Origin of the sequence: Bacillus sp. FSL L8-0199 (assembly GCF_038005705.1) — a bacterium.
Taxonomy (GTDB): domain Bacteria; phylum Bacillota; class Bacilli; order Bacillales; family Bacillaceae_G; genus Bacillus_A; species Bacillus_A cereus.
In genome coordinates, this window is the sequence record NZ_JBBOTS010000001.1 from 1,843,231 (window position 1) to 1,867,130 (window position 23,900).

Consider the following 23,900-nt stretch of genomic DNA (forward strand, 5'->3'; position numbering starts at 1 on the left):
TAAACAATATATTAGATGCTAAGTAGAAAGGAAATGGTTCCTTTGATACCTAAAATTTTAATAGTAGATGACGATCCACACATTAGAGAACTCGTTTCTGTATTTTTAGAACGAGAAGGTTTTCAAACATATGAGGCAATTGATGGAGTAGATGCACTTCAGAAAATGGATGACGTAAAAGTCGATATGGTTATTCTTGATATCATGATGCCAAATATGGATGGATTTGATGTATGTTTTGAATTAAGAAAATACTATGATATCCCGGTTCTGATGCTAACTGCCAAAGGGGAAACATCACAAAAAGTAAAAGGATTTCACCTTGGGACAGATGATTATCTTGTAAAACCATTTGACCCTATAGAATTAGTAGTGAGAGTAAAGGCATTATTGAAACGTTACCAAATTACAGTTTCCCAATCGATTCAAGTTGGAAATGTATTATTAAATCGTAAAACATTCGAAGTTACATCTGGAGAACAAACGGTTACATTACCGTTAAAAGAATTTGAGCTGCTCTTTACTTTAGGGTCTAAATCGGGAAGAACTTGTTCGAGAGAGCAATTAATTGAAGAAATATGGGGATATGATTTTGAAGGGAATGAACGTACACTAGACGTTCATATTAATCGGTTACGTGAGAAGTTTCAAGAAGAGCAGTCGAAATTTAGTATTAAAACAATAAGAGGATTAGGGTATCGCTTAGAGGTAAGTAAATGAGAAAAAGAAAACGAATGAGTAAGTTGAAGATGCTGAAAGTATTTGGAGCGGTATTAGCGCTCTTTTCTTTTCTTACTATAATTTGGTCTATCGCATTTTATGTAGCAACTAGTATATTGAATGCTTTTGACGTAAACGTATCGCCGTTTGTTGCCTTTCTAATTAGTGATATGGTCGGTTTTGTATTTATTATTCTTATTTGGACATTGATTGGAATATTAATGAGGCCAAAACGAGAGGCAATGATTTGGACTATTATTGAACCGATACAAAAAATTGCAAAAGGAGACTTCTCCGTAAAAATACGAAATGAAGAAAAGTATGATGGCGAAATTGGCGTGCTCGTAAAAAGTATAAATGATATGACAGATGAACTGAATGCGATGGAGAAAATGAGACAAGAGTTTGTATCAAATGTTTCTCATGAAATACAGTCACCATTAACTTCTATAAAAGGATTTGCTAGAGCACTACAAGACGATAATCTTTCTGAGGAAAAAAGAAAGCATTATCTTACCATTATTGAAACTGAAACAACGAGATTATCTAAACTAAGTCAAAATTTACTAAAGCTAACTCTTTTAGAATCAGAAGAATATATACCAGAAAGAGTGAGCTATCGATTAGATCAACAATTAAAGCAAATTGTGTTAAATAGTGAACCACTCTGGGCTGAAAAAGAAATTGAGTTAGAACTAGATTTAGAAAAAGTACATGTTATTGCTGACCAAGAAAGTATGAGTCAAGTGTGGATTAATTTAATTCATAATAGTATTAAATTTACTCCAAGCGGTGGTACGATTACTATTCAGTTAAAGGAACATGAGACAGTAGTGGAAGTGCGTATCCGTGATTCAGGAATTGGTATATCAGAAGAACAGAAACAACATATTTTTGAGCGTTTTTATAAAGCGGATTCTTCACGAAATCGTGCCTATGGAGGAAGTGGCTTAGGTTTAGCTATTGTAAAGAAAGTACTCGACCTTCATCATGGGGAAATAAAAGTTGAGAGTGAGGAAGGAAAAGGTACTGAATTTATTGTGCGTATGCCAAATCATGAAGAGAAATAGTGTTAGAAGGAGAACCTTCTAACACTATTTCTCTTTAAAAATGCATTTACCGTTACTGCAATTATATTGATAAGCTTTTCCTTCGCTATTCATACTCATACACGCCCCTATGCTGGATTTGTTTTTATTTTACATGAATAATGGTAAAAAAATGAAACTTATAAATAAAAACTTTCTATAGTTACCTACAAGTAACCTACGCACATGAAAGTGCATCATTGCCTTTTTACATAAACATAGATACAATTTTAATATAATACATAACTGAGATGATTAAGGAGTGTTATACTTGGCAGAATTATTACAAGGTAAAAATGCTTTAATTACAGGAGCAGGTAGAGGGATTGGTCGCGCTGTAGCAATCGCATTAGCGAAAGAAGGCGTAAATGTAGGCTTATTAGCTCGTTCAGAAGAAAACTTAAAAGCTGTAGCGAAAGAAGTAGAAGCAGAAGGTGTAAAAGCTGTTATTGCAACTGCTGATGTTTCTTCATACGAAGAAGTAACAACTGCGATTGAAATGTTAAAAAATGGTTTAGGATCTATCGATATTTTAATTAATAACGCTGGTATTTCTAAATTCGGTAAGTTTTTAGAACTAGACGTTGCTGATTGGGAAAAAATCATTCAAGTAAACTTAATGGGTGTATACTATGCAACTCGTGCAGCTTTACCGAGCATGATTGAACAACAATCTGGTGATATCATTAACATTTCATCTACAGCAGGACAAAAAGGTGCACCTGTAACAAGTGCATATAGTGCTTCTAAATTTGGTGTCCTTGGCTTAACAGAATCGTTAGCGATGGAAGTTCGCAAACATAACATTCGGGTAACAGCTTTAACTCCAAGTACAGTAGCAACTGATATGGCTGTAGATTTAGGATTAACTGATGGAAACCCTGATAAAGTAATGCAAGCAGAAGATATTGCAGAATTTATCGTAGCGCAGCTGAAATTAAATAAACGTATATTTATTAAATCTGCTGGGCTTTGGTCTACTAATCCATAGGAATTAAATTTAACTTTAAAAGAAGGGATATCTATTCTGTAAGGGGTAGATGTCCCTTCTTTATTTTTTGTATTCGAGACAGAATTTTCGGTATAATTAAAAGCGAATGGTAGAAAGCATTGGTAAATTGAAAGGAATGGCAGTTGTAAAAGAGTGATATAAGGAGGGAAAAGGGATGAAAAAGAAGTTTCAAAAATTATAACATGTATCGTGTATAACGAGATTAGCTCGTGGACCTCCAGTATACATAGCATTATATTATATATTAAAAAATTGGAGGATATAAGTAGATGAGAACTGAAAAAGAAATGTTAGACGTAATTATAAATATAGCAAAAGAGGATGAAAGAATTCGAGCAGTTATCATGAATGGATCGCGTGTAAATCCAAATGTGAAAAGAGATTGTTTTCAAGACTATGATATTATGTATGTTGTAAATGATATACAATCTTTTACGTCTAATCATAATTGGATTCATAGATTTGGAGAAATAATGATTGTACAAATGCCAGAAGAAATGTCGTTAGTTCCACCAGATGAAGACGGGAAGTTTCCATATTTAATGCAGTTCATGGATGGGAATCGGATTGATTTAACGCTAGTTCCAGTTGAGTTAATAAAAAATTTCGTTGGACAAGATAGTTTAAGTAAACTGCTTCTTGATAAAGATAATTGTCTGGAAGAATTCCCGCCAGCAAGCGATAAAGATTACTTAGTAAAAAAGCCTACAGAAAAAGAGTTTTTAGATTGCTGTAATGAATTTTGGTGGTGTAGTACGAATATCGCAAAAGGGTTATGGAGAGAGGAGCTTTCTTATGCAAAAGGAATGCTTGAAGGACCAGTGCGAGATATGTTCATCGTAATGCTAGAATGGTATATTGGTATGAAAACAGGCTTTACAGTTAATACAGGGAAGTTTGGAAAGCATTTTGAGCAATATATTGAAGAAGATATGTGGGAGCAATTTAAAAGAACATTTTCTAATGCAGAATATGAAAACATATGGGATTCATTCTTTGTCATGGGTGATTTATTTAGGGAAGTGGCGAACGAAATTGCTAACACGTATGAATATCAATATCCGCAAGATGATGATGATAAAGTGACGAACTATTTAAAACATGTGAAAGCTTTGTCGAAAGATAGTACATCGATTTATTAATAATAGTAAGCAGCAAGACTGTCCTAATGAAGGACAGTCTTATTTTTTGTTTATGAATAACAATTTCTCTAACAAAGTGCAGAGGAATCACATATGAAACTTTAGGGAGGTTTTTATTATGTATTATTTTTATTCGCCACAAATGTTTGCCCCATATCATTGGGGACTAGAACGAGACGTTTCATACGCCTATATGCCATATGACTCATTTTATTATGGAGACTATATAAGTTCATTGCCATACGTATATATCCCTCAAAACTATGAAGTACAAATGAAAGCATATGAGCGTGGATCGTGGACACCATTTTCGTGGGTCGAAAAATATGCGTACGCATTTTCCGGACCGTACAATAAAGCGGAAGTCGCTCTTACATTTGATGATGGACCAGATTTAGAATTCACGCCAAAAATATTAGATAAGTTAAAACAACATAATGTAAAAGCTACTTTTTTCTTACTTGGTGAAAACGCAGAAAAATTTCCGAACGTAGTAAAGCGTATTGCAAATGAAGGGCATGTAATTGGTAATCATACGTATAGTCATCCGAACTTAGCGAAAGTAAATGAGGATGAGTACCGTAATCAAATTATAAAAACGGAAGAAATATTAAATCGTTTAGCTGGTTATGCACCGAAGTTTATACGTCCGCCATACGGTGAAATACTTGAAAATCAATTAAAATGGTCCACAGAGCAAAATTTTATGATTGTACAGTGGAGTGTTGATACGGTTGATTGGAAAGGTGTGAGTGCTGATACGATTACAAATAATGTGTTAGGGAATTCATTTCCTGGAAGTGTCATCCTCCAACATTCAACACCAGGTGGGCATTTACAAGGATCTGTAGATGCACTAGACAAAATCATTCCGCAGTTAAAAACGAAAGGGGCACGTTTTGTAACACTTCCAAGTATGTTCCAGACATCAAAAGAAAGAAAGTGAATGTGTTATAAATTGGGAAAATAAGGTTTATGTCGTATAATGAAAGTGTAAGTTAGGGGGGATATAATTGATTTATGCACTAGTAAACATAGGAATAAGCATATTGATTGGTATTATTTTTGTACTTGCGGCAATTATTCTTCAAAAGAATCCACCGACCGATATTAATGCGGCATATGGTTATCGTACGAAACGATCTATGAAAAATAAGGAATTATGGGGTGCGGGTAACAGGTATAGTGCAGAAGTGATGAAGCAAAATGGATTCATCATGATGTTAATTGGAAGTGTTATTAGTATACTGTTTAGATATCCACATACAATAATAGCGATTATGGTGGTTATGCTGTTATTAATTATTCGTTTATTTATACAAGTAGAGAATAAATTAAAGATACTTGAACAATAATAAAAAAAAGGACTCTACGCAATATTATGCTAAGAGTCCTATTTTATTTATAAACTATTATTTTTTAATAATTCTTTTCCTTTCTCTATAACAAATTCATAGTATGCAAGATCATACGGGTAAATATCTTCAAATGTTATTGTAATTGGTTTATTGTTTAAAACAGAAATAGCTGTAAAAGATGAAATTTCTCCATTTAATAGTTGTAGAAAAGAAGTTGCATGTACTTTCATCACATCGTCTACTTCTTCACCTGGTGCGAATGGAAGTGGATTGATGACATTGTGGAAATACATATGACAAAACTCGCGATCCGTAAGATTTGAAATTTCATAATCTATTTTAAAAATGCCCTTGTATGCTAAATCAGTCGTTTGGAAAGAAAGCCCTAATTCCTCTTCAATTTCACGAAGACCACCACTTTGTACATCTTCATCATGCATAATATGTCCGGCTGAAGTAATATCCCAAATGTTTGGAGCTTCTTTTTTATTTTTAGAGCGTAATTGGAAATATAAGAATATATCTTTAGCATCTTTTTCTACAAACCAACAATGAAATGTTTCGTGCCAATCACCGTCACGATGCACTTCATCGCGTAATTTCTTCCCAAGTGTATTTCTTTCAGAATCAAATATTGTTAACCACTCTGTCATTTTAATTCCCCTTTCTGCAAATTTTATTATACAATATTCGTATTGAATTTTGGGAAAATAAAGAAAAAGGGGAGATTATAAGTGGAGATAGAGCGTATGGAAATAAAATCGATTATTTCAACAGAGGAAGAGTTACGGAAAATATTGGGGAAACCAAGTGAGCGAGCATTGAAAAAAGTTATTTCATCATTAGACCACCATGGTGTAGATTTCCTTTCTAAATCTCCTTTTCTAGTATTATCTACTGCAAATAAGTTGGGGGAGTGTGACGCCTCGCCGAGAGGAGACGCACCTGGATTTGTATACGTACTCAATAATAATAAAATTATCATTCCAGAAAGGCCAGGAAATCGTCGTATAGACTCCATTTTGAATATTATTTCAAATCCACGTGTAGGACTAATCTTTTTTATTCCAGGTCTTGGGGAGACACTTAGAATAAATGGCCGAGCGTATATTACAAACGACGAAGAAATTTTGAAAGAAATGCAGGCGAATGGACGTAATCCGTTGCTTGGAATTGTTGTTGAAATAGAAGAGTGTTACATTCATTGTGCAAAAGCGTTTATTCGTTCGAAGATATGGGATCCAGAATCTTGGTTAAATAAAAAAGAGTTACCTTCAGCAGCAAAAATGTTGTTAGAGCATGCGAAAGTGAATGCTTCAGAAGAAGATGTTGCACGTTCTTTAGAAGAAAGTTATACAAAAAGATTGTATTAAAAATTTTATTGATATAATTTTGTAAGGTGAGTATGTACGGGTTTTAGAATGGGGATTTATCCCGCATTAACGGGCAGTAACACCCCTACCTCAAAATTCAGCGAAAGCAAAGAAGTTAGGTGGGGATCAACTGCCCGTAAAAGCCCGATTGGTGAAGGCTAATAATCAGTGGGGATGAACAAAATCCTCACTGATTAAAGTTTCACTTTATATATGAACCGTTGATTTATAAACTGGAGAAATGACAAAATAGGTAAATTGAGTGGCAGTTGCATAATGCTATTGTGAAATATAATAAAAAATTATTTTGAAAATAGTTAGTAAAAATAGGCTTGCTTTTTAAAAATTTGATAACTATAATAAGTTAACAAATAGACATGAACGAAAAAGTAATGATAAGGACACGAAATCATTTTTACGGTTTACAGAGAGGGAAGCCAAGGGTGTGAGCTTCCTAACACGAGAAATGATTTTACCACCTTTGAACTTCAATAGTGAACGAGTAATCTAGTAATTATTGGCGGTATCAGCCGTTATCTGAACTTGAGCAATCTAGAAGGAGATACGTCTAGATTGGAACAAGGGTGGAACCACGAAAACACATTCGTCCCTTTCCTAGGGATGAGTGTGTTTTTTATGGTATAAGAGATTGAAAATTTAAAATAATTAAAAAATAGTATTGATTTTGTTTTTTATGCGAGTATAATGAGTTAACAAATAAACATGAACGAAAAAGTAACGATAAGGACACGAAATCATTTTTACGGTTTACAGAGAGGGAAGCCAAGGGTGTGAGCTTCCTAACACGAGAAATGATTTTACCACCTTTGAACTTCAATAGTGAACGAGTAATCTAGTAATTATTGGCGGTATCAGCCGTTATCTGAACTTGAGCAATCTAGGAGGAAATACGTCTAGATTGGAACAAGGGTGGAACCACGAAAACACATTCGTCCCTTTCCTAGGGATGGGTGTGTTTTTTTACTTTGAAAGGAGGTGCGGTAATATGAAACGATTTATAAGTACGGAAATAACCACCACCTGCATGACAAAAAAGCAGAGTAAGGTGATTTATAGATGTAACAATTAAACTTTTAGGAGGAGATTAGAAGATGAATAACGTTATAAATGTTGGGGTATTAGGTTTAGGTACGGTCGGAAGTGGTGTTGTTCATATTTTGAAAGAACATTATAAAAAAATCGCACTTGATACAGGATACGAAGTGAAAGTGAAAACAGTCGTTGTACGTGATTTGGAAAAAGAACGCGATGTTTGTATTGATGGAATTGCAGTAACAAGTCATGCAGATGAAGTTCTAAATGATTCAAATATTGATATTGTAGTAGAGGTAATGGGCGGAATTGAAGAAGCAAAACAGCATATTGTTAAGGCTTTACGAAATAAAAAACATGTCGTAACAGCAAATAAAGATTTAATGGCTGTATATGGTGCAGAGCTTCTTCAACTGGCGAACGATAATGATTGTGATTTATGTTACGAAGCGAGTGTAGCGGGCGGTATTCCAGTGTTAAGAGGACTAACTGATGGGTTAGCATCAGATCAAATTGAAAAAATAATGGGAATTGTAAATGGTACAACAAATTATATGTTAACAAAAATGAGTCAAAATGGATGGTCTTATGAAGAGGCTTTACAGGAAGCACAAAAATTAGGCTTTGCAGAATCGGATCCGACAGCAGATGTAGATGGACTAGATGCGGCGAGAAAAGTAGCAATTCTTGCAAACTTAGGTTTTTCGATGAATGTTTCATTAGATGATGTGCAAGTAAGAGGGATTCGAAAGGTCGAAAAAGAAGATTTACAAATGGCTGAAAAGTTAGGATTTACTATGAAGTTAATTGGTAAAGCTGAAAAACAAGGACCAGCCATTCATTTAAGTGTAGAACCGACGCTTTTACCGAGCCAGCATCCATTATCAAATGTGAATAATGAATTTAATGCGGTGTATGTCCATGGCCAAGCGGTAGGAGAAGTGATGTTTTATGGACCCGGAGCTGGGAAGTTACCGACTGGTTCTGCTGTAGTAAGTGATATTATTTCAATCGTTAAAAATATGAATCAAGTTCCGAAAAATAAAAGTGCGTTAAAAGAACCAGTTCCTTATGAATTACAAGGTGATGAAGAAGTAGTTTCGAAATATTTCTTACGTATTTCATTACAAGATGAGCCTGGGATGTTACAAAAAATAACAGAATGTTTCGTTAATTATTCTGTAAGTTTAAAAGAGGTTATTCAATTACCTTTAAACCGTGAACTGGCAGAAGTCGTTGTTGTGACACATCGAACTTCCAAGTATCAATTTGAACGAGTTTTAGAAGCGATAGAAGCTGTCGCAAGTGAAATAAACAGTTACTACATTATTGAGGAGGAAAAACAATATGTATAAAGGACTATTAAAACAGTATGCGTCTTATTTACCGGTGAATGAAAATACACCTAATGTCAGCTTAATGGAAGGAAACACACCACTTATTCCATTATTAAATATATCAAAACAATTAGGGATTCAGCTATATGGTAAGTACGAAGGAGCGAATCCGACAGGTTCTTTTAAAGATCGTGGTATGGTTATGGCAGTTGCTAAGGCGAAAGAAGAAGGTTCAGAAGCAATCATTTGTGCATCAACAGGTAATACATCAGCGTCAGCTGCAGCATATGCGGCACGTCTTGGGATGAAATGCATTATCGTAATACCAGAAGGAAAGATTGCACATGGAAAATTAGCGCAAGCGGTCGCTTATGGAGCTGAAATTATTTCAATAGAAGGGAATTTCGATGATGCGCTTAAGGCTGTAAGAAATATTGCTGCAGAAGAGCCGATTACGTTAGTAAACTCAGTAAATCCTTATCGAATTGAAGGGCAAAAAACAGCAGCGTTTGAAATTTGTGACCAATTGCAAAATGCACCAGATGTTCTAGCTATCCCTGTTGGGAATGCAGGGAATATTACAGCGTATTGGAAAGGCTTCTGTGAATATGAGAAAGAAAAAGGTTATAAAAAGCCAAGAATTCATGGCTTTGAAGCGGAAGGAGCAGCTGCAATTGTAAAAGGGCATGTAATTGAAGAGCCTGAAACAATTGCAACAGCGATTCGCATCGGTAACCCAGCAAGTTGGTCGTATGCAGTAGAGGCTGCCGAGCAGTCTCGTGGTGAAATAGATATGGTATCAGATGAAGAAATTTTACATGCGTATAGGTTATTGGCAAAAACTGAAGGAGTTTTCGCTGAACCAGGATCAAATGCTTCATTAGCCGGCGTAATTAAACATGTTCAATCTGGGAAAATCAAAAAGGGAGAAACAGTTGTTGCGGTATTAACTGGAAATGGTTTGAAGGATCCTGATATCGCTATTTCTTCAAATCAACTAGACATCGCAAGTGTGTCAAATGATATAGAACAAATTAAAGATCATATTAAAGGGGTGATTATGTCGTGATACCATTTAGCGTTCGTGTCCCTGCTAGTACGGCGAATGTTGGTCCTGGATTTGATTCAGTTGGAATAGCTTTGTCATTGTATTTAGGTGTGGTGGTTAAAGAAAAAGCTGATAAATGGCAAGTAATCCATTCCTTTGAAGAATCAATTCCGACAGACGATAAAAATTTAATCGTTAGCACGGCATGTAAAGTATGTCCTTCTATATCACCCCATATAATAGAAGTTACTAGTAATATCCCATTAACGAGAGGGCTAGGAAGTAGTGCATCAGCGATTGTAGCTGGGATAGAGCTTGCGAATCAACTAGGCAATTTGAACTTAACTGCTGATCAAAAAGTTCAAATTGCTACAAATTTTGAAGGACATCCTGATAATGTTGCTGCTTCTATATTAGGTGGAACTGTAATTGGAGCACTTGATGGAAAGGATGTTTCCGTCGTAAGAATTGAGAGCAAGGAATTGGGTGTAATTTCTCTCATTCCGAATGCAGAATTAAATACAGATGAAAGTCGATCTGTATTACCAAAGATGTTTCCGTTTCATGAGGCAGTTAAAGCTAGTGCGATAAGTAACGTATTAGTAGCTGCATTATGTCAAAAGCGGTGGGAAGTTGTAGGTGAAATGATGGAGAGAGACCATTTTCACGAACCATATCGTTTAGAACTCGTACCATTATTACCATCTATTCGTAAATGCGCAAAAGAATTTGGTGCGTACGGCACAGCACTTAGCGGTGCGGGGCCATCTATTTTTATATTAACGCCATATGAGAAGCGTCAAGAAATCGCTGAGCAATTAGCGAGAGTATTTACAGATATGAAAGTATGTGAGCTTGAAATCGACCATAAAGGTATTATTGTAAATAAGGAAGAGCATATTGGATCGTAAAGAAAGCTGGCATGGCTAGCTTTCTTTACGTTGCAAACCTATTTTAAATTAGGTTTTTTCGGAAAAATATAAAACAAATGTTGATTTTGAATAATGTAAGTAAAGAGTGCATTCATTTTGGAGGTGATTAAATGAATAAAGAGTCACCAGAAGAAAAAAGAGAGCGTATGAGACAAAGTGAATTAAAAAGTAATCCTACGGGTTCTTTACGTGACGGACTCAATAGAGCGGAAACGGGTAGTCCAGTTGATATAGCAGGCGGTATGAATTGGAAAGGTACAGGAATAATCATTTTAGTACTACTTTTAGGATACATTGTATACACTTATTTTTTCAGTTGAAGAATGCTTGTTAAAATTTTGATTTGTTTAGTTTCATAATTGTTGAGAAAAAATGTAGTTACTGTATTACATATCTTCTAAGCGAATTATAGTTGTTCATATCAACTTTTAATACTCCAAACAGAGCTAGCAAAATGCTAGCTCTATTATTTTTTGCCACATTCCTGTAACAAAGCATCTGTATATTCATTGGTGGAGGTGCAGAGGATGAAAAAAATGATAGCGATATGTCTTCTTACAACTATGTCGTTTTCGACTTTAGTCGGTTGTGACGTAAAAGGTAGTAATGCTGTACAAGAGTCTAAAATAAAGAAAGCGACGTATAAAGATTTTACTTATGATGTAAATCCAGAAACATTCACATTAACTGTAGAACATGAGGGGGCAAAGGAACAGGCATCACAACCCCTACCGAAAATGAAGGTATCGAATGTAAAAAAAGAAAAGGATCGTACATCGTGGGAATATCCAGATCAAAAAGTAAAAATAAAATTAGAAAAGAAAAAAGACCACTTAAACATTGAAGTGGAATCGACTGGTGCAGAAAGCTTTACATGGCCGAAAGTAGAAGCTGAGAATTATACACTTCCGTTATGGGAGGGTAAGCAAATTCCGAGCAATGATGAGAATTGGAAGAAGTTTTTAAAGGATGATGCATATTCATTTGCTGAATCATTTTCTATGAAGTTTTTCGCATTAAATGGTTCGAAATATTCAATTGTATATATTGCAAAGAATATGTTTAATAATGAATTGAAATTTCATTCGGATCCGAAAATAGGGTTTGATTTTACACATGAATTTCCGAGCATAAATAAAAATAAAACATATGGATTTCAATTATATGTGACAAATAATGATGCGGTAAGTATTGCTAAACTATATAAGGATGATATTGTTCGAAAAGGTGAATTTAAAACATTACAAGAAAAGGCTAGAAAAAATAAAGAAATCGAAAAGTTATATGGAGCGGCGCATTTTTATTTTTGGAATCAAAATGGTTTATCAGAAAATAATATAAATTGGCCAAAACTAAGGGAGCAAATAAATAGCCCGCTGTTTAGTCATATAAAAGAACTTATTCAAAAGAATAGTTCAGAGCCTGGGGAACTGAATGTATTAGATCAAGTAAGTAAACAAGATTTCATTGATAAGTATCAAAAAAATGTCATTTTACGTTATATAAACGAAGTATTATCGATGAAGGAATTTTATAAAGAGGATATTTTCCAAAACGTTGATCAGGAAGCTGGTGCGCTAATAAAGAAAGGTGTAGGTCACTTAACGAAGACAGAATTGTATAGCTTAAATAAGCATTTATTAAAGTCGCTACTTGGTGATGCGGTTGAAGAGGTAAGTAAATGGGGTAATGCAGATGGAACGGACATATTAAAGGAAATGAAAGAGACAGGAATAGAAAAAGCGTGGATTGGTCTGCCGAACTGGGAACAAGGATTTATGCAACCTAATTTTGTGACAAAAGCTAAGGAAATGGGATATTTAGTTGGTCCGTATGACTCATATCATTCCATTCACGAAAAAAGTGATAAAAATTGGAACACAGCATTCTTTAATGACCCATCATTATACGAAGAGGCTACTGTAACGAAGAAAAACGGAGAAAAGGTGCAAGGCTTTTTAGGTAGAGGTCGCAAGTTAAACCCGACTTTATCGCTACCTAGTGTAAAGGAACGCATGAATGATATATTACAAAATGGCCCTAAATATAATTCATGGTTTATTGATTGTGATGCGACAGGTGAAATTTACGATGACTATTCAGCGAAACATATAACGACACAAGAGCAAGATTTAAAAGCACGTTTAAAACGAATGGACTACATTGCGCAAGAAAAGGGTATGGTCGTTGGTTCTGAAGGCGGAAATGATTTTGCTAGTAGTACGATTGCATTTGCACATGGAATTGAAACACCTGTTATTAAATGGGACGATGAAGATATGCGGAAAAATAAAACAAGTCCGTATTATGTCGGTGGATATTGGTCACCAAATCAAAATGTGCCTGAAAAATATGCAAAACAAGTACCATTGAAAGAAGAATATAAACAAGTATATTTAAACCCAGTATATTCGGTACCATTATATAAATTAGTATACAATGATTCCGTTATTACAACGCATCATTGGGAATGGGGAAGTTTAAAGGTAAAAGATGAAGTTGGAAATCGAATGCTGTCTGAATTATTGTATAATGTTCCTCCGTTGTACCATTTAGATGAAGTAGAGTGGAATAAGCATAAAAAAGAAATTACAGAGCATCTAAAAGTTTGGAATGAAGTTCATGAAAAAGCAGTAAAAGAAGAGATGACGAATTTTGCGTATTTGTCAGAAGATAAGCTAGTACAATCTGTTTCTTATGGAAAAGATATTAAAATCATTGTGAACTTCTCAAATGAAGACATGGAAGTAGAAAAAACGAAAATAAAAGCAAAGTCGGCTTACATTGATAATCAGGGGAAGAAAAGCGTGTATACGCCGTTTGAGAAATAATAACGTCAAATATACTGTATTCATAGAGATTTTATAATTAGCTGGATTCTTTATTCATATCGTTTGTTAAGAAAAAGACATCCTAATTTAAAATGAAAGAGTTAATAAATTTGTAAATTCATATGTTGCGAAGTGCTAAATTTTTGAAATTGGTAAATAGTGACTTGCCAAAAATAAGTACGAGAGTATAATGTGAAATGGAATACGTATTGGGTTTAAGTAGTAACCTTACAAAATTGTAAGGTTAGTGAAAGGAAATTCAATATGAAGATAAATAGACTTACATTATACTTGGTAAAGAGAAAGAGAGGCGAATGGGTATGAGCTCTGAATTAGAACAAAATACGAGAAGTAATAAAAAGCGTTCTAAAAGAAAGTCAATAAAATGGTTCATATTAATTCCATTTTTCCTACTTATTTTTGGAGGAGTAGGATATGGTTCGTTTATATATAATAAAGCAAAAGCTGTTGTAAATGATGCGTATGCAAAAATTGATAAGTCATCAAAGCGTGATAAAGAAGTCGAACCTTTAAAGGATAATATTTCAATATTAATTATGGGTGTAGATGGAAGTGAAATGAGAAAAAGCCAATATGGCGAAGCAGTTCGAACAGATGCACTTTTATTAGCAACAATTAATAAAGATGATAAGTCTGTTAAGCTAGTAAGTATTCCACGTGATTCACGTGTTTACATTCCAACTAGAAAAAAATTAGATAAAATTACTCATGCTCACGTATTTGGTGGCGTAGAAAGCACACGCGATACGGTGGAAAGATTTTTGAATGTACCTGTTGATTATTATGTGAAGTTTAACTTTGAATCATTCGTACAAATTGTCGATTCAATTGGTGGTATTGATATTGATGTACCAGTTACTTTCACTGAACAAGATAGTAAAGACCAAGCTGGTATGATCCATTTAGAAAAAGGTTACCAACATTTAAATGGAGAACAAGCTCTTGCACTTGCAAGAACGCGTAAAATTGATAGTGACGCAATGCGTGGACAGAGACAGCAACTTGTAATAGAAGCAATTGCTAAAAAAGCGATGTCTGTTCAATCAATTAGCAAAATGGGCTCTTTACTAGATGCGGTTGATAAAAATATGAAAACGAACTTAACATTTGACGATATGCTTGCCATTACAAAAAATATGGCAGGATCTAATTTGGAAATGGAAAAATTGCAAATAGAAGGTACAGATAAACGTATCGGTGGTATTTATTATTACATTCCAAATGAAAAAAATGTAAAAGATATTTCAAAAAAATTAAATGATCATTTAGGTGTAACGCCAAAATCAGTCCGAAACGAATAATAAAAAAAGATTGGCTTTTGCCAATCTTTTTTTTTGGAATGTATTTGTAACTTTTCTGTAACGATTTTTTAGTTTAGAAAAATTATACTCATATGTATGAGTATAATGGATAGGTAAAAAAGTAAAAGGACATATTCAAAATTTGTGGTAAGGAAAGATATCATATGCAGAAATGGTTAAGCATGATGGGAATTATCTTTATATTGACTGGATGTAAAATGTCTGAAGCTCCAACAAGTCTAATGGAAGCTCCTACAAATGAAAAATGGATTAATGAATTAAAGGAACAAATTGATAAAGATTTACCTGTTAATTATCGCTTACTTACTCCAATGTCTAATAGAGATAAACAGACGACATGGTCAATGAATTTCGAACGAGATAATAAAAAAGAAGCTGTCATCGTATATAAAATACCTAATGAAGATTATCATATATATTTAGCCGTATATGAGAAGAAAAATAATGGATGGAATATGAAGTCAACCTATACATTTGATGGGGAAGAAGTAGATATTGTTGAGGTAGGAGATTTCACAGGGAGTGGGAAAAGGGAACTATTGATAGGAATAACTACCAATCGTGATTTGTTAGAAAACACAATGTATGTTTTTTCCGATGAGAGTGACGATATAAAGGAATTTTATAGACAGAAGTATACAAAGTTATTTATAGATGATTTAAACAAAAATGGTTTTAAAGACATAAGCCTTGTTTCGTATATGAAAGATGAACAGTTGAAGGTTCAGTTCATTGAAAAGTTTAAGGTATTGTCAGAGGTTACATTTGATCCGTATATAAATAGTATTCAAAGAATACAAATGGGCCGTATTTCTAAATCATTAAAGGCAGTTGTAATCGATGCGGGAACAGGGGCTCATTCAGGTATAACTTATGTAGCAAAATTTGATCAGGATCATTATGAAGTATTACCTATAGGTGGGAAAGAAGATTTATTTAATGAATATGTTGTAGAAAGTAAAGATGTTAATGAAGACGGCATTATTGAATTTGTTCGTACTGTACGTCCAAAAGGTTGGGAGGATAAATCACATGGTGATAGTCCACTTTTTGAACGTTACATACAGTGGAGTGAATCTGGAATTAAACCAATTGAAGAACGATATATAGATATAGAAAAAGGGTATTATGTGAAAATTCCTAAAGAGTTAATAGGGAAAATTACAATACCAGATCAGCAAAAAGAATCAAATTCTCAAAAGTTTTTGGATACAAGAACAAATAAAATATGGCTTGAAGTTCATATTTTTAAGCGGAAAGAATGGTTCAATATAAAAGGCTACAGCGCAGCAATTAAAACGGCTTCTCACGTATATGCAGTACCGAAGCAATCGGAATTTGAAAAAGTGAAAGCATATATAAAACCGCTAGCGGATTATCAACAAGAGTAGGAGGTGGGAATTATGTCAAAAATTTTAGTTTTAGAAGATGAATTAACGATCCGTAGCTTTATTGTTTTAAATTTAAAACGTGCTGGATTTTATGTAATAGAAGCTACTACTGGAGAAGAAGCGTTACAGATTTTGAGTGAACAAACTGTTGATATAGCACTGCTGGATGTAATGTTACCGGGGATTGATGGTTTAGAAGTTTGTAAGGCTATCAGGAAAGAAAATAAAAAAATGGGTATTATTATGTTAACCGCACGTGTACAAGATGAAGATAAGGTGCAAGGACTAGGAATAGGTGCAGATGATTATATTGCAAAACCGTTTAGTCCAGTAGTATTAACTGCACGTATACAGTCTTTATTAAGAAGAATAGAAGTACATGAAGAAAAAACGAATATTGTTACGTCAGGTCCATTTTCGTTAAATATTATAGAAGAAAGATTGTATAAAGATGGACAATTAGTCGATTTAACACCTACAGAGTATATGATATTACAGTATTTAATGAATCAGGCTTCAAAGCCAGTTTCGCGTGATGAAATTTTAAATATGATTTGGGGAACCAATTACGTAGGTGAGACGAAAGTAGTAGATGTAAATATGAGACGGTTACGTCAAAAGATAGAATGTAATCCATCAGAACCTGAATTTATTCTTACGGTGTGGGGAAAAGGATATGTGTGGAAGGAAAGTATGAGATGAAACGGAAAGTGACTTTATATTTTATGACGGTCATTACACTTATGCTTGTATTATTTGAAGTTGTATTTTCAGTCTCAATTTATCGATACTATTATAATGGTATTGTGCAATATATAGAGTCTCATGCGAAAACGAGTACACGTTTTTTTTCAGAATACAATTCACTATACTTTATTCGATTACAAGAATATAGTGGTGACATAATTAGTAGCTTTCAATTAGAAGGAACAGAATTACAGTTAATTGATCGTCACGGCTCGGTTATACAATCTTCAAGTGGTGAAAAGGTAGAAGGTAAAGTGAATATTCCACAATCATTATTAGAAGGTGAAATGTATAATCAAGTTACTACGAAAGGTAATAAAAAACAACTAGAGGTGCTAAGCCCACTTATACATCAAGGACAAACTATTGGTGTTTTAAAATATACGACTGTTTTAACAAATGTAAATAAAAAGATTATTGAAATTATTATGTTTACTATTTCTGTAGGTATTGTTATTTCGGGAGTCGCCTTCTTAATTAGTAGACGTTTGGCAAATTCATTTGTTGAGCCAATTGAATCCATTATTCAAGCCTCTTCACAAATTGCAGAAGGCACATTAAAGCAAAAAATTAAAGAAGATTATCCTGGAGAATTAGGTGAATTGGCACATAGTTTAAATTATATGGCCTATAAAATAGATAAGGCTGAGCAGATGAAAAATGAATTCATTGCTTCTATTTCGCACGAAATACGAACGCCTTTAACAGGAATTAAAGGTTGGAGTGAGACGTTAAAAACAGTAGATCATTTAACAGAAGAAGAAATAAAGCAAGGTATGGGCATTATTTCAGGTGAGACAGATAGATTGATTCATTTAGTAGAAGAATTGCTAGATTTTTCAAGATTACAATCAAATCATTTTAATTTATATAAACAAAAGGTGCAATTGTACGATATACTAGAGGAGACGATTTGGCAATTAACTCCTAAATCGGAAGAGAAGGAAATTCAATTTATTACTACTATAGAACGAATTGAATTGATGGGAGATCGAAATAGGCTAAAGCAAGTTTTCTTGAATATTGTTCAAAATGCAATTAAGTATTCACATAAAAAAAGTACAATACACATTGAAGCGACTAAAATAGAAGGACAAGCAGTGATTAAGGTAAGAGACGAAGGGATTGGAATTGCTAAAGAACATTTACCATATATTGAGCAATCATTTTACCAAATTAATAATCATGCTGCAGGGGCAGGTATTGGTTTAGCTATCGTTAAAAAAATGGTAGAGCTTCATGGTGGTGTGCTTAGTGTTACAAGCAAAGAAGGAATAGGAACAACAATTTTGATAAAACTCCCATTATAATACAAATAAAATCTATTTATATGGTGAAATAAAAATAAATAGATGTATAATTATATTGGGCGATTTATATATAAGATTAATAGGGAGAGGAATTCGATAGAATGGAAAAAGCTTTAAAAATTAAACAAATAGTAGTCGTTTTAATAGCGATTGCCGCAGTAGCTATTGGGTATTACATGTTTCAATCAATTACTTCACCAGCAAAAGCTGTTGCGAAACAAGAAAATGTAGTGCAGCTTGCAAGTGAACAGCCGAAAGTTGAAATGAATAAAACGGCACCAAGTCGTTTTAATGGAAAAGAAAGAAAAGTTGCTTATCTTACATTTGACGATGGGCCAGGGAAATATACGGCTGAATTATTAAATACGCTAAAACAACATGATGCGAAGGCGACGTTCTTTTTAATTGGAGCGAATGTAAAAGAATTTCCTGATTTAGTGAAACGTGAAAATGCTGAGGGTCATTATGTAGGCATGCATAGTATGACACATAATTTCGCAAAGTTATATAAAAATGGCGAGTATGTAAATGAGATGAAAGAAGATCAAGGTTTAATCGCTAATATTATTGGGAAATCACCTAAATTAACACGTCCTCCATATGGTTCGATGCCTGGATTAAATGAAGGTCTTCGAAATAAAGTGGTAGAAGGCGGATTTAAAGTATGGGATTGGACAATTGATTCATTAGATTGGAGATACAATAAAATGCCAGTTGATGCAGCTGCAGCACAAATTGCTCAAAATGTATTAACAAACGCAACAAAACCACAAGAAGTAATTTTAATGCATGATATTCACCCGCAATCAGTTGCTGCTGTGCCAGCAATTTTAAAAGGGCTAAAAGAAAAAGGTTATGAGTTCGAAGCTTATCATGAAGAAAGTCACTTCCCAGTGAACTTCTGGCATGATAACCGTATGTAATGGAGGAATGAACGTTGAAGTATGGAAAAGTAGCAGTAGTTGGAGCATTATCAGTAGGACTTTTAACAGGTTGTTTCGGTGAAAAGCCAGAAGAAAATCTATATACAGCTTTTGAAACAGCAGCAACACAAGAAAAATCTTTAGTGGATGAAGCAAAAAAATTAGAGCAGTTAGAGAAACAAGGCCAAGAATTATATTCTCAAATTTTGCAAGAAGGCAAAGATCATAATGAAGCAGTTGTGAAGAAACTAGAGCAAGCTACTGCAAATGTAGATGATCGTGAAAAAGTATTGAAAAATGAAAAAGAAATGCTAGAAAAAGCTCAGAAAGAAACAAAATCTGTACAAGGAAATATAGAGAAGCTTGAAGATAAAAAGTTACAAAAACAAGCAAAAGCAGTAGAAGAGTCGTATAAGAATCGTTATGATGCATTCCAAAAGATGAATGAAAATTACACGAAAGTGTTAGCGACTGAAAAAGAACTGTATGAAAAATTAAAAGTAAAAGAAACGAAATTAAAAGAAATCGGTGAAAAAGTTAAAACTGTTAATGAATTAAATGTGGAAGCACAAAAGTCGAAAGAGCAGTTTAACAAATTTACAAAAGAGTATAATGACAGTAAATTAGCATTCTACAAAGATGCAGAAATTAAGATTAAAGATCAGAAATAAAGAAGAATCTAAAGTGTAATAAAAAGCCGGAGAAACATCGTTATAAATGTTTTTTCGGTTTTTTACGTTAAATGAATAGAAAAGACTGGAATTGATATCATAAAAGAGTTATAGTGAGTTATTCTAAGGGAAACATTGTAAAGTAAGGAGAATGGGAATATGTCATATGAATTTTTACTCAAATTAGGTTTAGCACTCTTTTTAGGATTATTCATCGGGATAGATAGGCAGCTAAAGAATAAACCACTTGGTGTGAAAACAAGTATGGTTATTTCTGTAGCAAGTTGTTTAATTACGATGGTTTCAATTGAATCTGTGCATGTATATTCTGTTCCAGGACATACAAATATGGATCCGATGCGACTGGCCGCTCAAATTGTTAGTGGAATTGGTTTTCTTGGCGCAGGTGTCATTTTACGAAGAAGTAATGACGTTATTTCTGGATTAACAACAGCTTCTATGGTGTGGGCTGCTTCAGCTTTAGGAATCGCAATTGGTGCAGGATTTTATTTACAAGCGACAGTTGCTATGGTTTTAATTATTTTAGCGATTAATGTACTTCCACAACTTGTGAAAATTGCAGGACCGTATTCATTAAGACAAAAGGATTTATCTATAAAAATTACTGTTAAAGAGCATCATGAGTTAGATGGTATATTTAAGCAAATTAAAAATTTAGGCATGCATGTGAAACGCGTGAAAATTAAAGATATAGATAGTGGAGCATTTCAGCAACTGGAGATGGTTATTTTAGCTCCAGAAGATTTATATACAACAGAGTTATATAGTTCCCTGAAAGAGATTGATCGAGTAGTTTCAGTTGAAGTGGAAAGTAGATAATTGTGATAAAAAAGAGTGAAGTGAATTCACTCTTTTTTATTTGGATTTTTAAGGAATGAAATTGATATAATGATGAGTAACGAGGGGGAGAAATGATGGGAATACATATTAGAAGAGCAATAAAGGATGATATACAAGGTATAGCAAAGGTGCATGTCGATAGTTGGAAAACAGCGTATAAAGGGATATTTGCTGACGAAATTCTAGATAATATAGCATATGAGAAACGAGAAAAACAATGGGAAGATATTTTTCAAAAAGAAGGTAATTATCAATTTAGATTTGTAGCAGAGAATTTAAATGGAGAAATAGTTGGATTCATCGATGGGGGAGTAGAAAGAACTGGTACATATAATTGTGATGGAGAATTATATGCAATCTACCTTTTACAACAGTATCAAGGAATGAAAATAGGACAAAAGTTATTTCAAGCGTTACTATCAGAATGTGTAAAGAATGATATGCAATCACTTTTAGTTTGGGTTGTTACGAATAATCCTTCTAAAAAGTTTTATGAAAAATTTAACCCAGAAAAAATTGATACAAAATTTTTAGAGCGATTACAGGTAGAAGAGACAGCATATTGCTGGAGAGATATAAATAATATTATTATGTAAACTTTATGTTTGAAAGAGGTATACCAATTAAGGTATACCTCTTTTGTTTAACCATTTTGGATAGATTACTAATGAAAAATAGTAAGTATGTAGTTTGAAGCTGAGTATTTTTTTTGTGTATTTTTAACTAGATTAAAGAAAAGGGGGAAAACAAGGAAAATTAAATCAGATAAAAAAATTCTGAAATATACTCTTGAATTGAATATTATTATCAATTAGAATCATAATTGATAACGACATTCAATTATCGTTTATTATATAAAATTTCGATAGCTTTAATATAAAGAGGAGGACCAACATGCAGCTTGCGAAACAAATCGCAGAACATGCAACATTACAAAGCTTTTTAAACTGTTATTTAAGAGAAACAGGGAGTGGAGAATGGATTACAGAGGATGAAAGAATGAAAAGTATCTTCAGTAATACGTTGAATAGAGATACAGTCCCCACATATTTATGTTGTCGGCTATCGGCACAGAACGTTACTTTGTATGGAGAAGTTATATATAAATCACCAACAGATCGCCATTTGTTTGGAGAACAATTTTATTATCAAATTGGAGATAGTAATTCTGTTATTACAGCAGATTACGTTACAGTTATTACGTTTTTAATAAAAGAGATGTCGATCAACTACGGAGAAGGAACGAATCCTGCGGAACTTATGCTTCGAGTTATCCGTAGTTGTCAAAATATTGAGGAATTTACAAAAGAGAGAATAGAAGATACATCCGCATTATACGGTTTCCATACAACTTTTATAGAAGCGGAGCAGTCTTTATTATTTGGGCATTTAACTCATCCTACACCAAAGAGTAGACAGGGGATATTGGATTGGAAAAGTGCAATGTATTCTCCAGAATTAAAAGGGGAATGTCAGCTTCATTATTTTCGGGCACATAAAAGTATAGTAAATGAAAAATCATTATTATCAGATTCTACAACAACGATTATAAAAGAAGAATTAAGTAATGATGAGATGGTTAGTAAGGAATTTATAGCGAAGTACTGTAAGGAAGATCAATATGCATTAATTCCAATTCATCCGCTTCAGGCAGAATGGCTCTTGCATCAAGCTTACGTACAAGATTGGATAATTCAAGAATTGCTTGAGTATATTGGTCCTGTAGGTAAGTATTATATGGCAACATCATCACTAAGGACGCTATATCATCCCAATTCGAAGTATATGCTTAAGTTTTCATTTCCGGTGAAAGTAACGAATTCAATGCGTATTAATAAACTGAAAGAACTTGAGAGTGGTCTTGAAGGGAAGGAAATGTTAAATACGGCTATTGGTGAAGTACGAGAAAGATTTCCAGGATTTGATTTTATTTGTGATCCAGCCTTTATTACATTAAATTATGGAACACAAGAATCTGGATTTGAAGTGATTATTCGTGAGAATCCTTTTTATAGCGAACATGCAAACGACGCAACATTAATTGCTGGGCTAGTTCAAGACGCTATACCTGGGGAGCGTACGCGGTTATCGAATATTATTCATCGCCTAGCAGATTTAGAAAGTAAAAGCTGTGAAGAAGTAAGCTTAGAGTGGTTTAGACGATATATGAATATTTCTTTAAAGCCAATGGTATGGATGTATTTACAGTATGGTGTTGCATTAGAAGCTCATCAGCAAAATAGCGTTGTTCAGCTAAAAGATGGTTATCCGGTCAAATATTATTTCCGTGATAATCAAGGATTTTATTTCTGTAATTCAATGAAAGAGATGCTTAATAATGAATTAGCTGGTATTGGAGAACGTACTGGAAATTTATATGACGACTATATTGTGGATGAGAGATTTCGTTACTACTTAATTTTCAATCATATGTTTGGCCTCATTAATGGTTTTGGCACAGCAGGATTAATTAAGGAGGAAATTCTTCTCTCGGAATTAAGGTCTGTACTTGAATCATTCCTTCCATATAACCGGGAACCTTCTACATTTTTAAGAGAATTATTGGACGAAGATAAGTTAGCGTGTAAAGCAAATTTACTAACGAGATTTTTCGATGTCGATGAGTTAAGTAATCCATTGGAGCAAGCTATTTATGTGCAAGTACATAATCCACTCGTTAGAGAAGTGGCTGTTCGTTCATAAATAACGTTAAAATTTCACGTAATACAAATAATGGTATTTTGTCATAAGGTGGAGGGT

General features: G+C 33.8%; 22 protein-coding genes, 1 pseudogene and 2 other annotated features. Of the genes and pseudogenes, 21 read left to right on the top strand and 2 right to left on the bottom strand.

All coding sequences use genetic code 11. The annotated features are described in order from the left end of the window. Positions 1-42 precede the first annotated feature (42 nt). Positions 43-720 (top strand): envelope stress response regulator transcription factor HitR, encoded by a 678-nt coding sequence (gene hitR / locus NST86_RS09590; protein ID WP_000612414.1) that lies wholly within the window; start codon positions 43-45, stop codon positions 718-720. Next, entirely contained in the window at positions 717-1,790 is a 1,074-nt protein-coding gene (hitS, locus tag NST86_RS09595; RefSeq protein ID WP_001231615.1) for an envelope stress sensor histidine kinase HitS, read from the top strand. Before hitR ends, hitS begins: the two co-directional genes overlap by 4 nt. 24 nt (positions 1,791-1,814) lie before the next feature. Here hitS and NST86_RS34835 read toward each other — a convergent pair. After that, positions 1,815-1,883, bottom strand: a pseudogene (locus NST86_RS34835) (DUF3139 domain-containing protein); the annotation flags it as partial. Positions 1,884-2,079: 196 nt separating this feature from the next. Here NST86_RS34835 and NST86_RS09600 point away from each other — a divergent pair. The 4 genes from NST86_RS09600 (at position 2,080) to NST86_RS09615 (ending at position 5,317) form a co-directional block, all read left to right on the top strand. After that, entirely contained in the window at positions 2,080-2,799 is a 720-nt protein-coding gene (locus NST86_RS09600; protein WP_193533237.1) for a 3-ketoacyl-ACP reductase, read from the top strand. A 290-nt stretch (positions 2,800-3,089) separates the two neighbouring features. Next, the gene (locus NST86_RS09605) at positions 3,090-3,962 is read left to right on the top strand and encodes an aminoglycoside 6-adenylyltransferase (RefSeq protein ID WP_340933599.1); all 873 of its coding nucleotides are present in this window, start codon (positions 3,090-3,092) and stop codon (positions 3,960-3,962) included. 118 nt (positions 3,963-4,080) lie between these two features. Next, the gene (locus NST86_RS09610) at positions 4,081-4,908 is read left to right on the top strand and encodes a peptidoglycan-N-acetylglucosamine deacetylase (RefSeq protein WP_193533235.1); all 828 of its coding nucleotides are present in this window, start codon (positions 4,081-4,083) and stop codon (positions 4,906-4,908) included. A 67-nt stretch (positions 4,909-4,975) separates the two neighbouring features. Continuing rightward, the gene (locus NST86_RS09615; protein WP_227593129.1) at positions 4,976-5,317 is read left to right on the top strand and encodes an SdpI family protein; all 342 of its coding nucleotides are present in this window, start codon (positions 4,976-4,978) and stop codon (positions 5,315-5,317) included. A 47-nt stretch (positions 5,318-5,364) separates the two neighbouring features. Here the strand turns inward: NST86_RS09615 and NST86_RS09620 are convergent, their stop codons facing one another. After that, positions 5,365-5,973 carry an NUDIX hydrolase gene (locus tag NST86_RS09620; protein ID WP_000141385.1) on the bottom strand — a complete coding sequence of 203 codons (609 nt, stop codon included), beginning with the start codon at positions 5,971-5,973 and terminating at the stop codon, positions 5,365-5,367. An 81-nt stretch (positions 5,974-6,054) separates the two neighbouring features. Between NST86_RS09620 and NST86_RS09625 the strand changes: the two genes are divergently transcribed. The 15 genes from NST86_RS09625 (at position 6,055) to NST86_RS09695 (ending at position 23,843) form a co-directional block, all read left to right on the top strand. Beyond that, a complete protein-coding gene (locus NST86_RS09625) occupies positions 6,055-6,693 on the top strand; it encodes a pyridoxamine 5'-phosphate oxidase family protein (RefSeq protein WP_000402139.1) in 639 nt (212 codons plus the stop codon). A gap of 383 nt (positions 6,694-7,076) precedes the next feature. Beyond that, positions 7,077-7,308: a binding site (T-box leader), on the top strand. Positions 7,309-7,422: 114 nt separating this feature from the next. Continuing rightward, positions 7,423-7,654 (top strand) — a binding site (T-box leader). Between the two features lie 151 nt (positions 7,655-7,805). After that, positions 7,806-9,101, top strand: coding sequence for a homoserine dehydrogenase (locus NST86_RS09630; protein ID WP_001066899.1), 1,296 nt, complete (start codon positions 7,806-7,808; stop codon positions 9,099-9,101). Beyond that, positions 9,094-10,152, top strand: a complete 1,059-nt coding sequence (thrC, locus tag NST86_RS09635) for a threonine synthase (protein WP_227593128.1) — start codon at positions 9,094-9,096, stop codon at positions 10,150-10,152. Before NST86_RS09630 ends, thrC begins: the two co-directional genes overlap by 8 nt. Then, complete coding sequence (thrB, locus tag NST86_RS09640; protein WP_000612105.1) at positions 10,149-11,042, top strand: homoserine kinase; 894 nt, start codon at positions 10,149-10,151, stop codon at positions 11,040-11,042. Before thrC ends, thrB begins: the two co-directional genes overlap by 4 nt. 131 nt (positions 11,043-11,173) lie before the next feature. After that, the gene (locus NST86_RS09645) at positions 11,174-11,383 is read left to right on the top strand and encodes a DUF6366 family protein (protein ID WP_001031483.1); all 210 of its coding nucleotides are present in this window, start codon (positions 11,174-11,176) and stop codon (positions 11,381-11,383) included. Between the two features lie 207 nt (positions 11,384-11,590). Next, entirely contained in the window at positions 11,591-13,894 is a 2,304-nt protein-coding gene (locus tag NST86_RS09650) for a glycoside hydrolase (RefSeq protein WP_044795760.1), read from the top strand. A 320-nt stretch (positions 13,895-14,214) separates the two neighbouring features. Next, positions 14,215-15,216: an LCP family protein gene (locus tag NST86_RS09655; protein WP_002163948.1), complete on the top strand. Its 1,002-nt coding sequence runs from the start codon at positions 14,215-14,217 to the stop codon at positions 15,214-15,216. 164 nt (positions 15,217-15,380) lie between these two features. Beyond that, positions 15,381-16,628 (top strand): hypothetical protein, encoded by a 1,248-nt coding sequence (locus tag NST86_RS09660; protein ID WP_001174876.1) that lies wholly within the window; start codon positions 15,381-15,383, stop codon positions 16,626-16,628. Between the two features lie 12 nt (positions 16,629-16,640). Next, positions 16,641-17,330 carry a response regulator transcription factor gene (locus NST86_RS09665; protein WP_000036071.1) on the top strand — a complete coding sequence of 230 codons (690 nt, stop codon included), beginning with the start codon at positions 16,641-16,643 and terminating at the stop codon, positions 17,328-17,330. Further along, positions 17,327-18,685: a sensor histidine kinase gene (locus NST86_RS09670; protein ID WP_033693845.1), complete on the top strand. Its 1,359-nt coding sequence runs from the start codon at positions 17,327-17,329 to the stop codon at positions 18,683-18,685. Before NST86_RS09665 ends, NST86_RS09670 begins: the two co-directional genes overlap by 4 nt. Before the next feature lie 101 nt (positions 18,686-18,786). Further along, positions 18,787-19,608 carry a peptidoglycan-N-acetylglucosamine deacetylase gene (locus NST86_RS09675; protein ID WP_000409484.1) on the top strand — a complete coding sequence of 274 codons (822 nt, stop codon included), beginning with the start codon at positions 18,787-18,789 and terminating at the stop codon, positions 19,606-19,608. Between the two features lie 14 nt (positions 19,609-19,622). Continuing rightward, on the top strand, positions 19,623-20,279 hold the full coding sequence (locus tag NST86_RS09680; RefSeq protein WP_000873574.1) for a YkyA family protein: 657 nt from the start codon (positions 19,623-19,625) through the stop codon (positions 20,277-20,279). 159 nt (positions 20,280-20,438) lie between these two features. Further along, complete coding sequence (locus tag NST86_RS09685; RefSeq protein ID WP_000119510.1) at positions 20,439-21,119, top strand: MgtC/SapB family protein; 681 nt, start codon at positions 20,439-20,441, stop codon at positions 21,117-21,119. Positions 21,120-21,211: 92 nt separating this feature from the next. Further along, positions 21,212-21,736, top strand: coding sequence for a GNAT family N-acetyltransferase (locus NST86_RS09690; protein WP_033693846.1), 525 nt, complete (start codon positions 21,212-21,214; stop codon positions 21,734-21,736). 298 nt (positions 21,737-22,034) lie between these two features. Next, entirely contained in the window at positions 22,035-23,843 is a 1,809-nt protein-coding gene (locus tag NST86_RS09695; protein ID WP_044584366.1) for an IucA/IucC family protein, read from the top strand. Positions 23,844-23,900 lie beyond the last annotated feature (57 nt).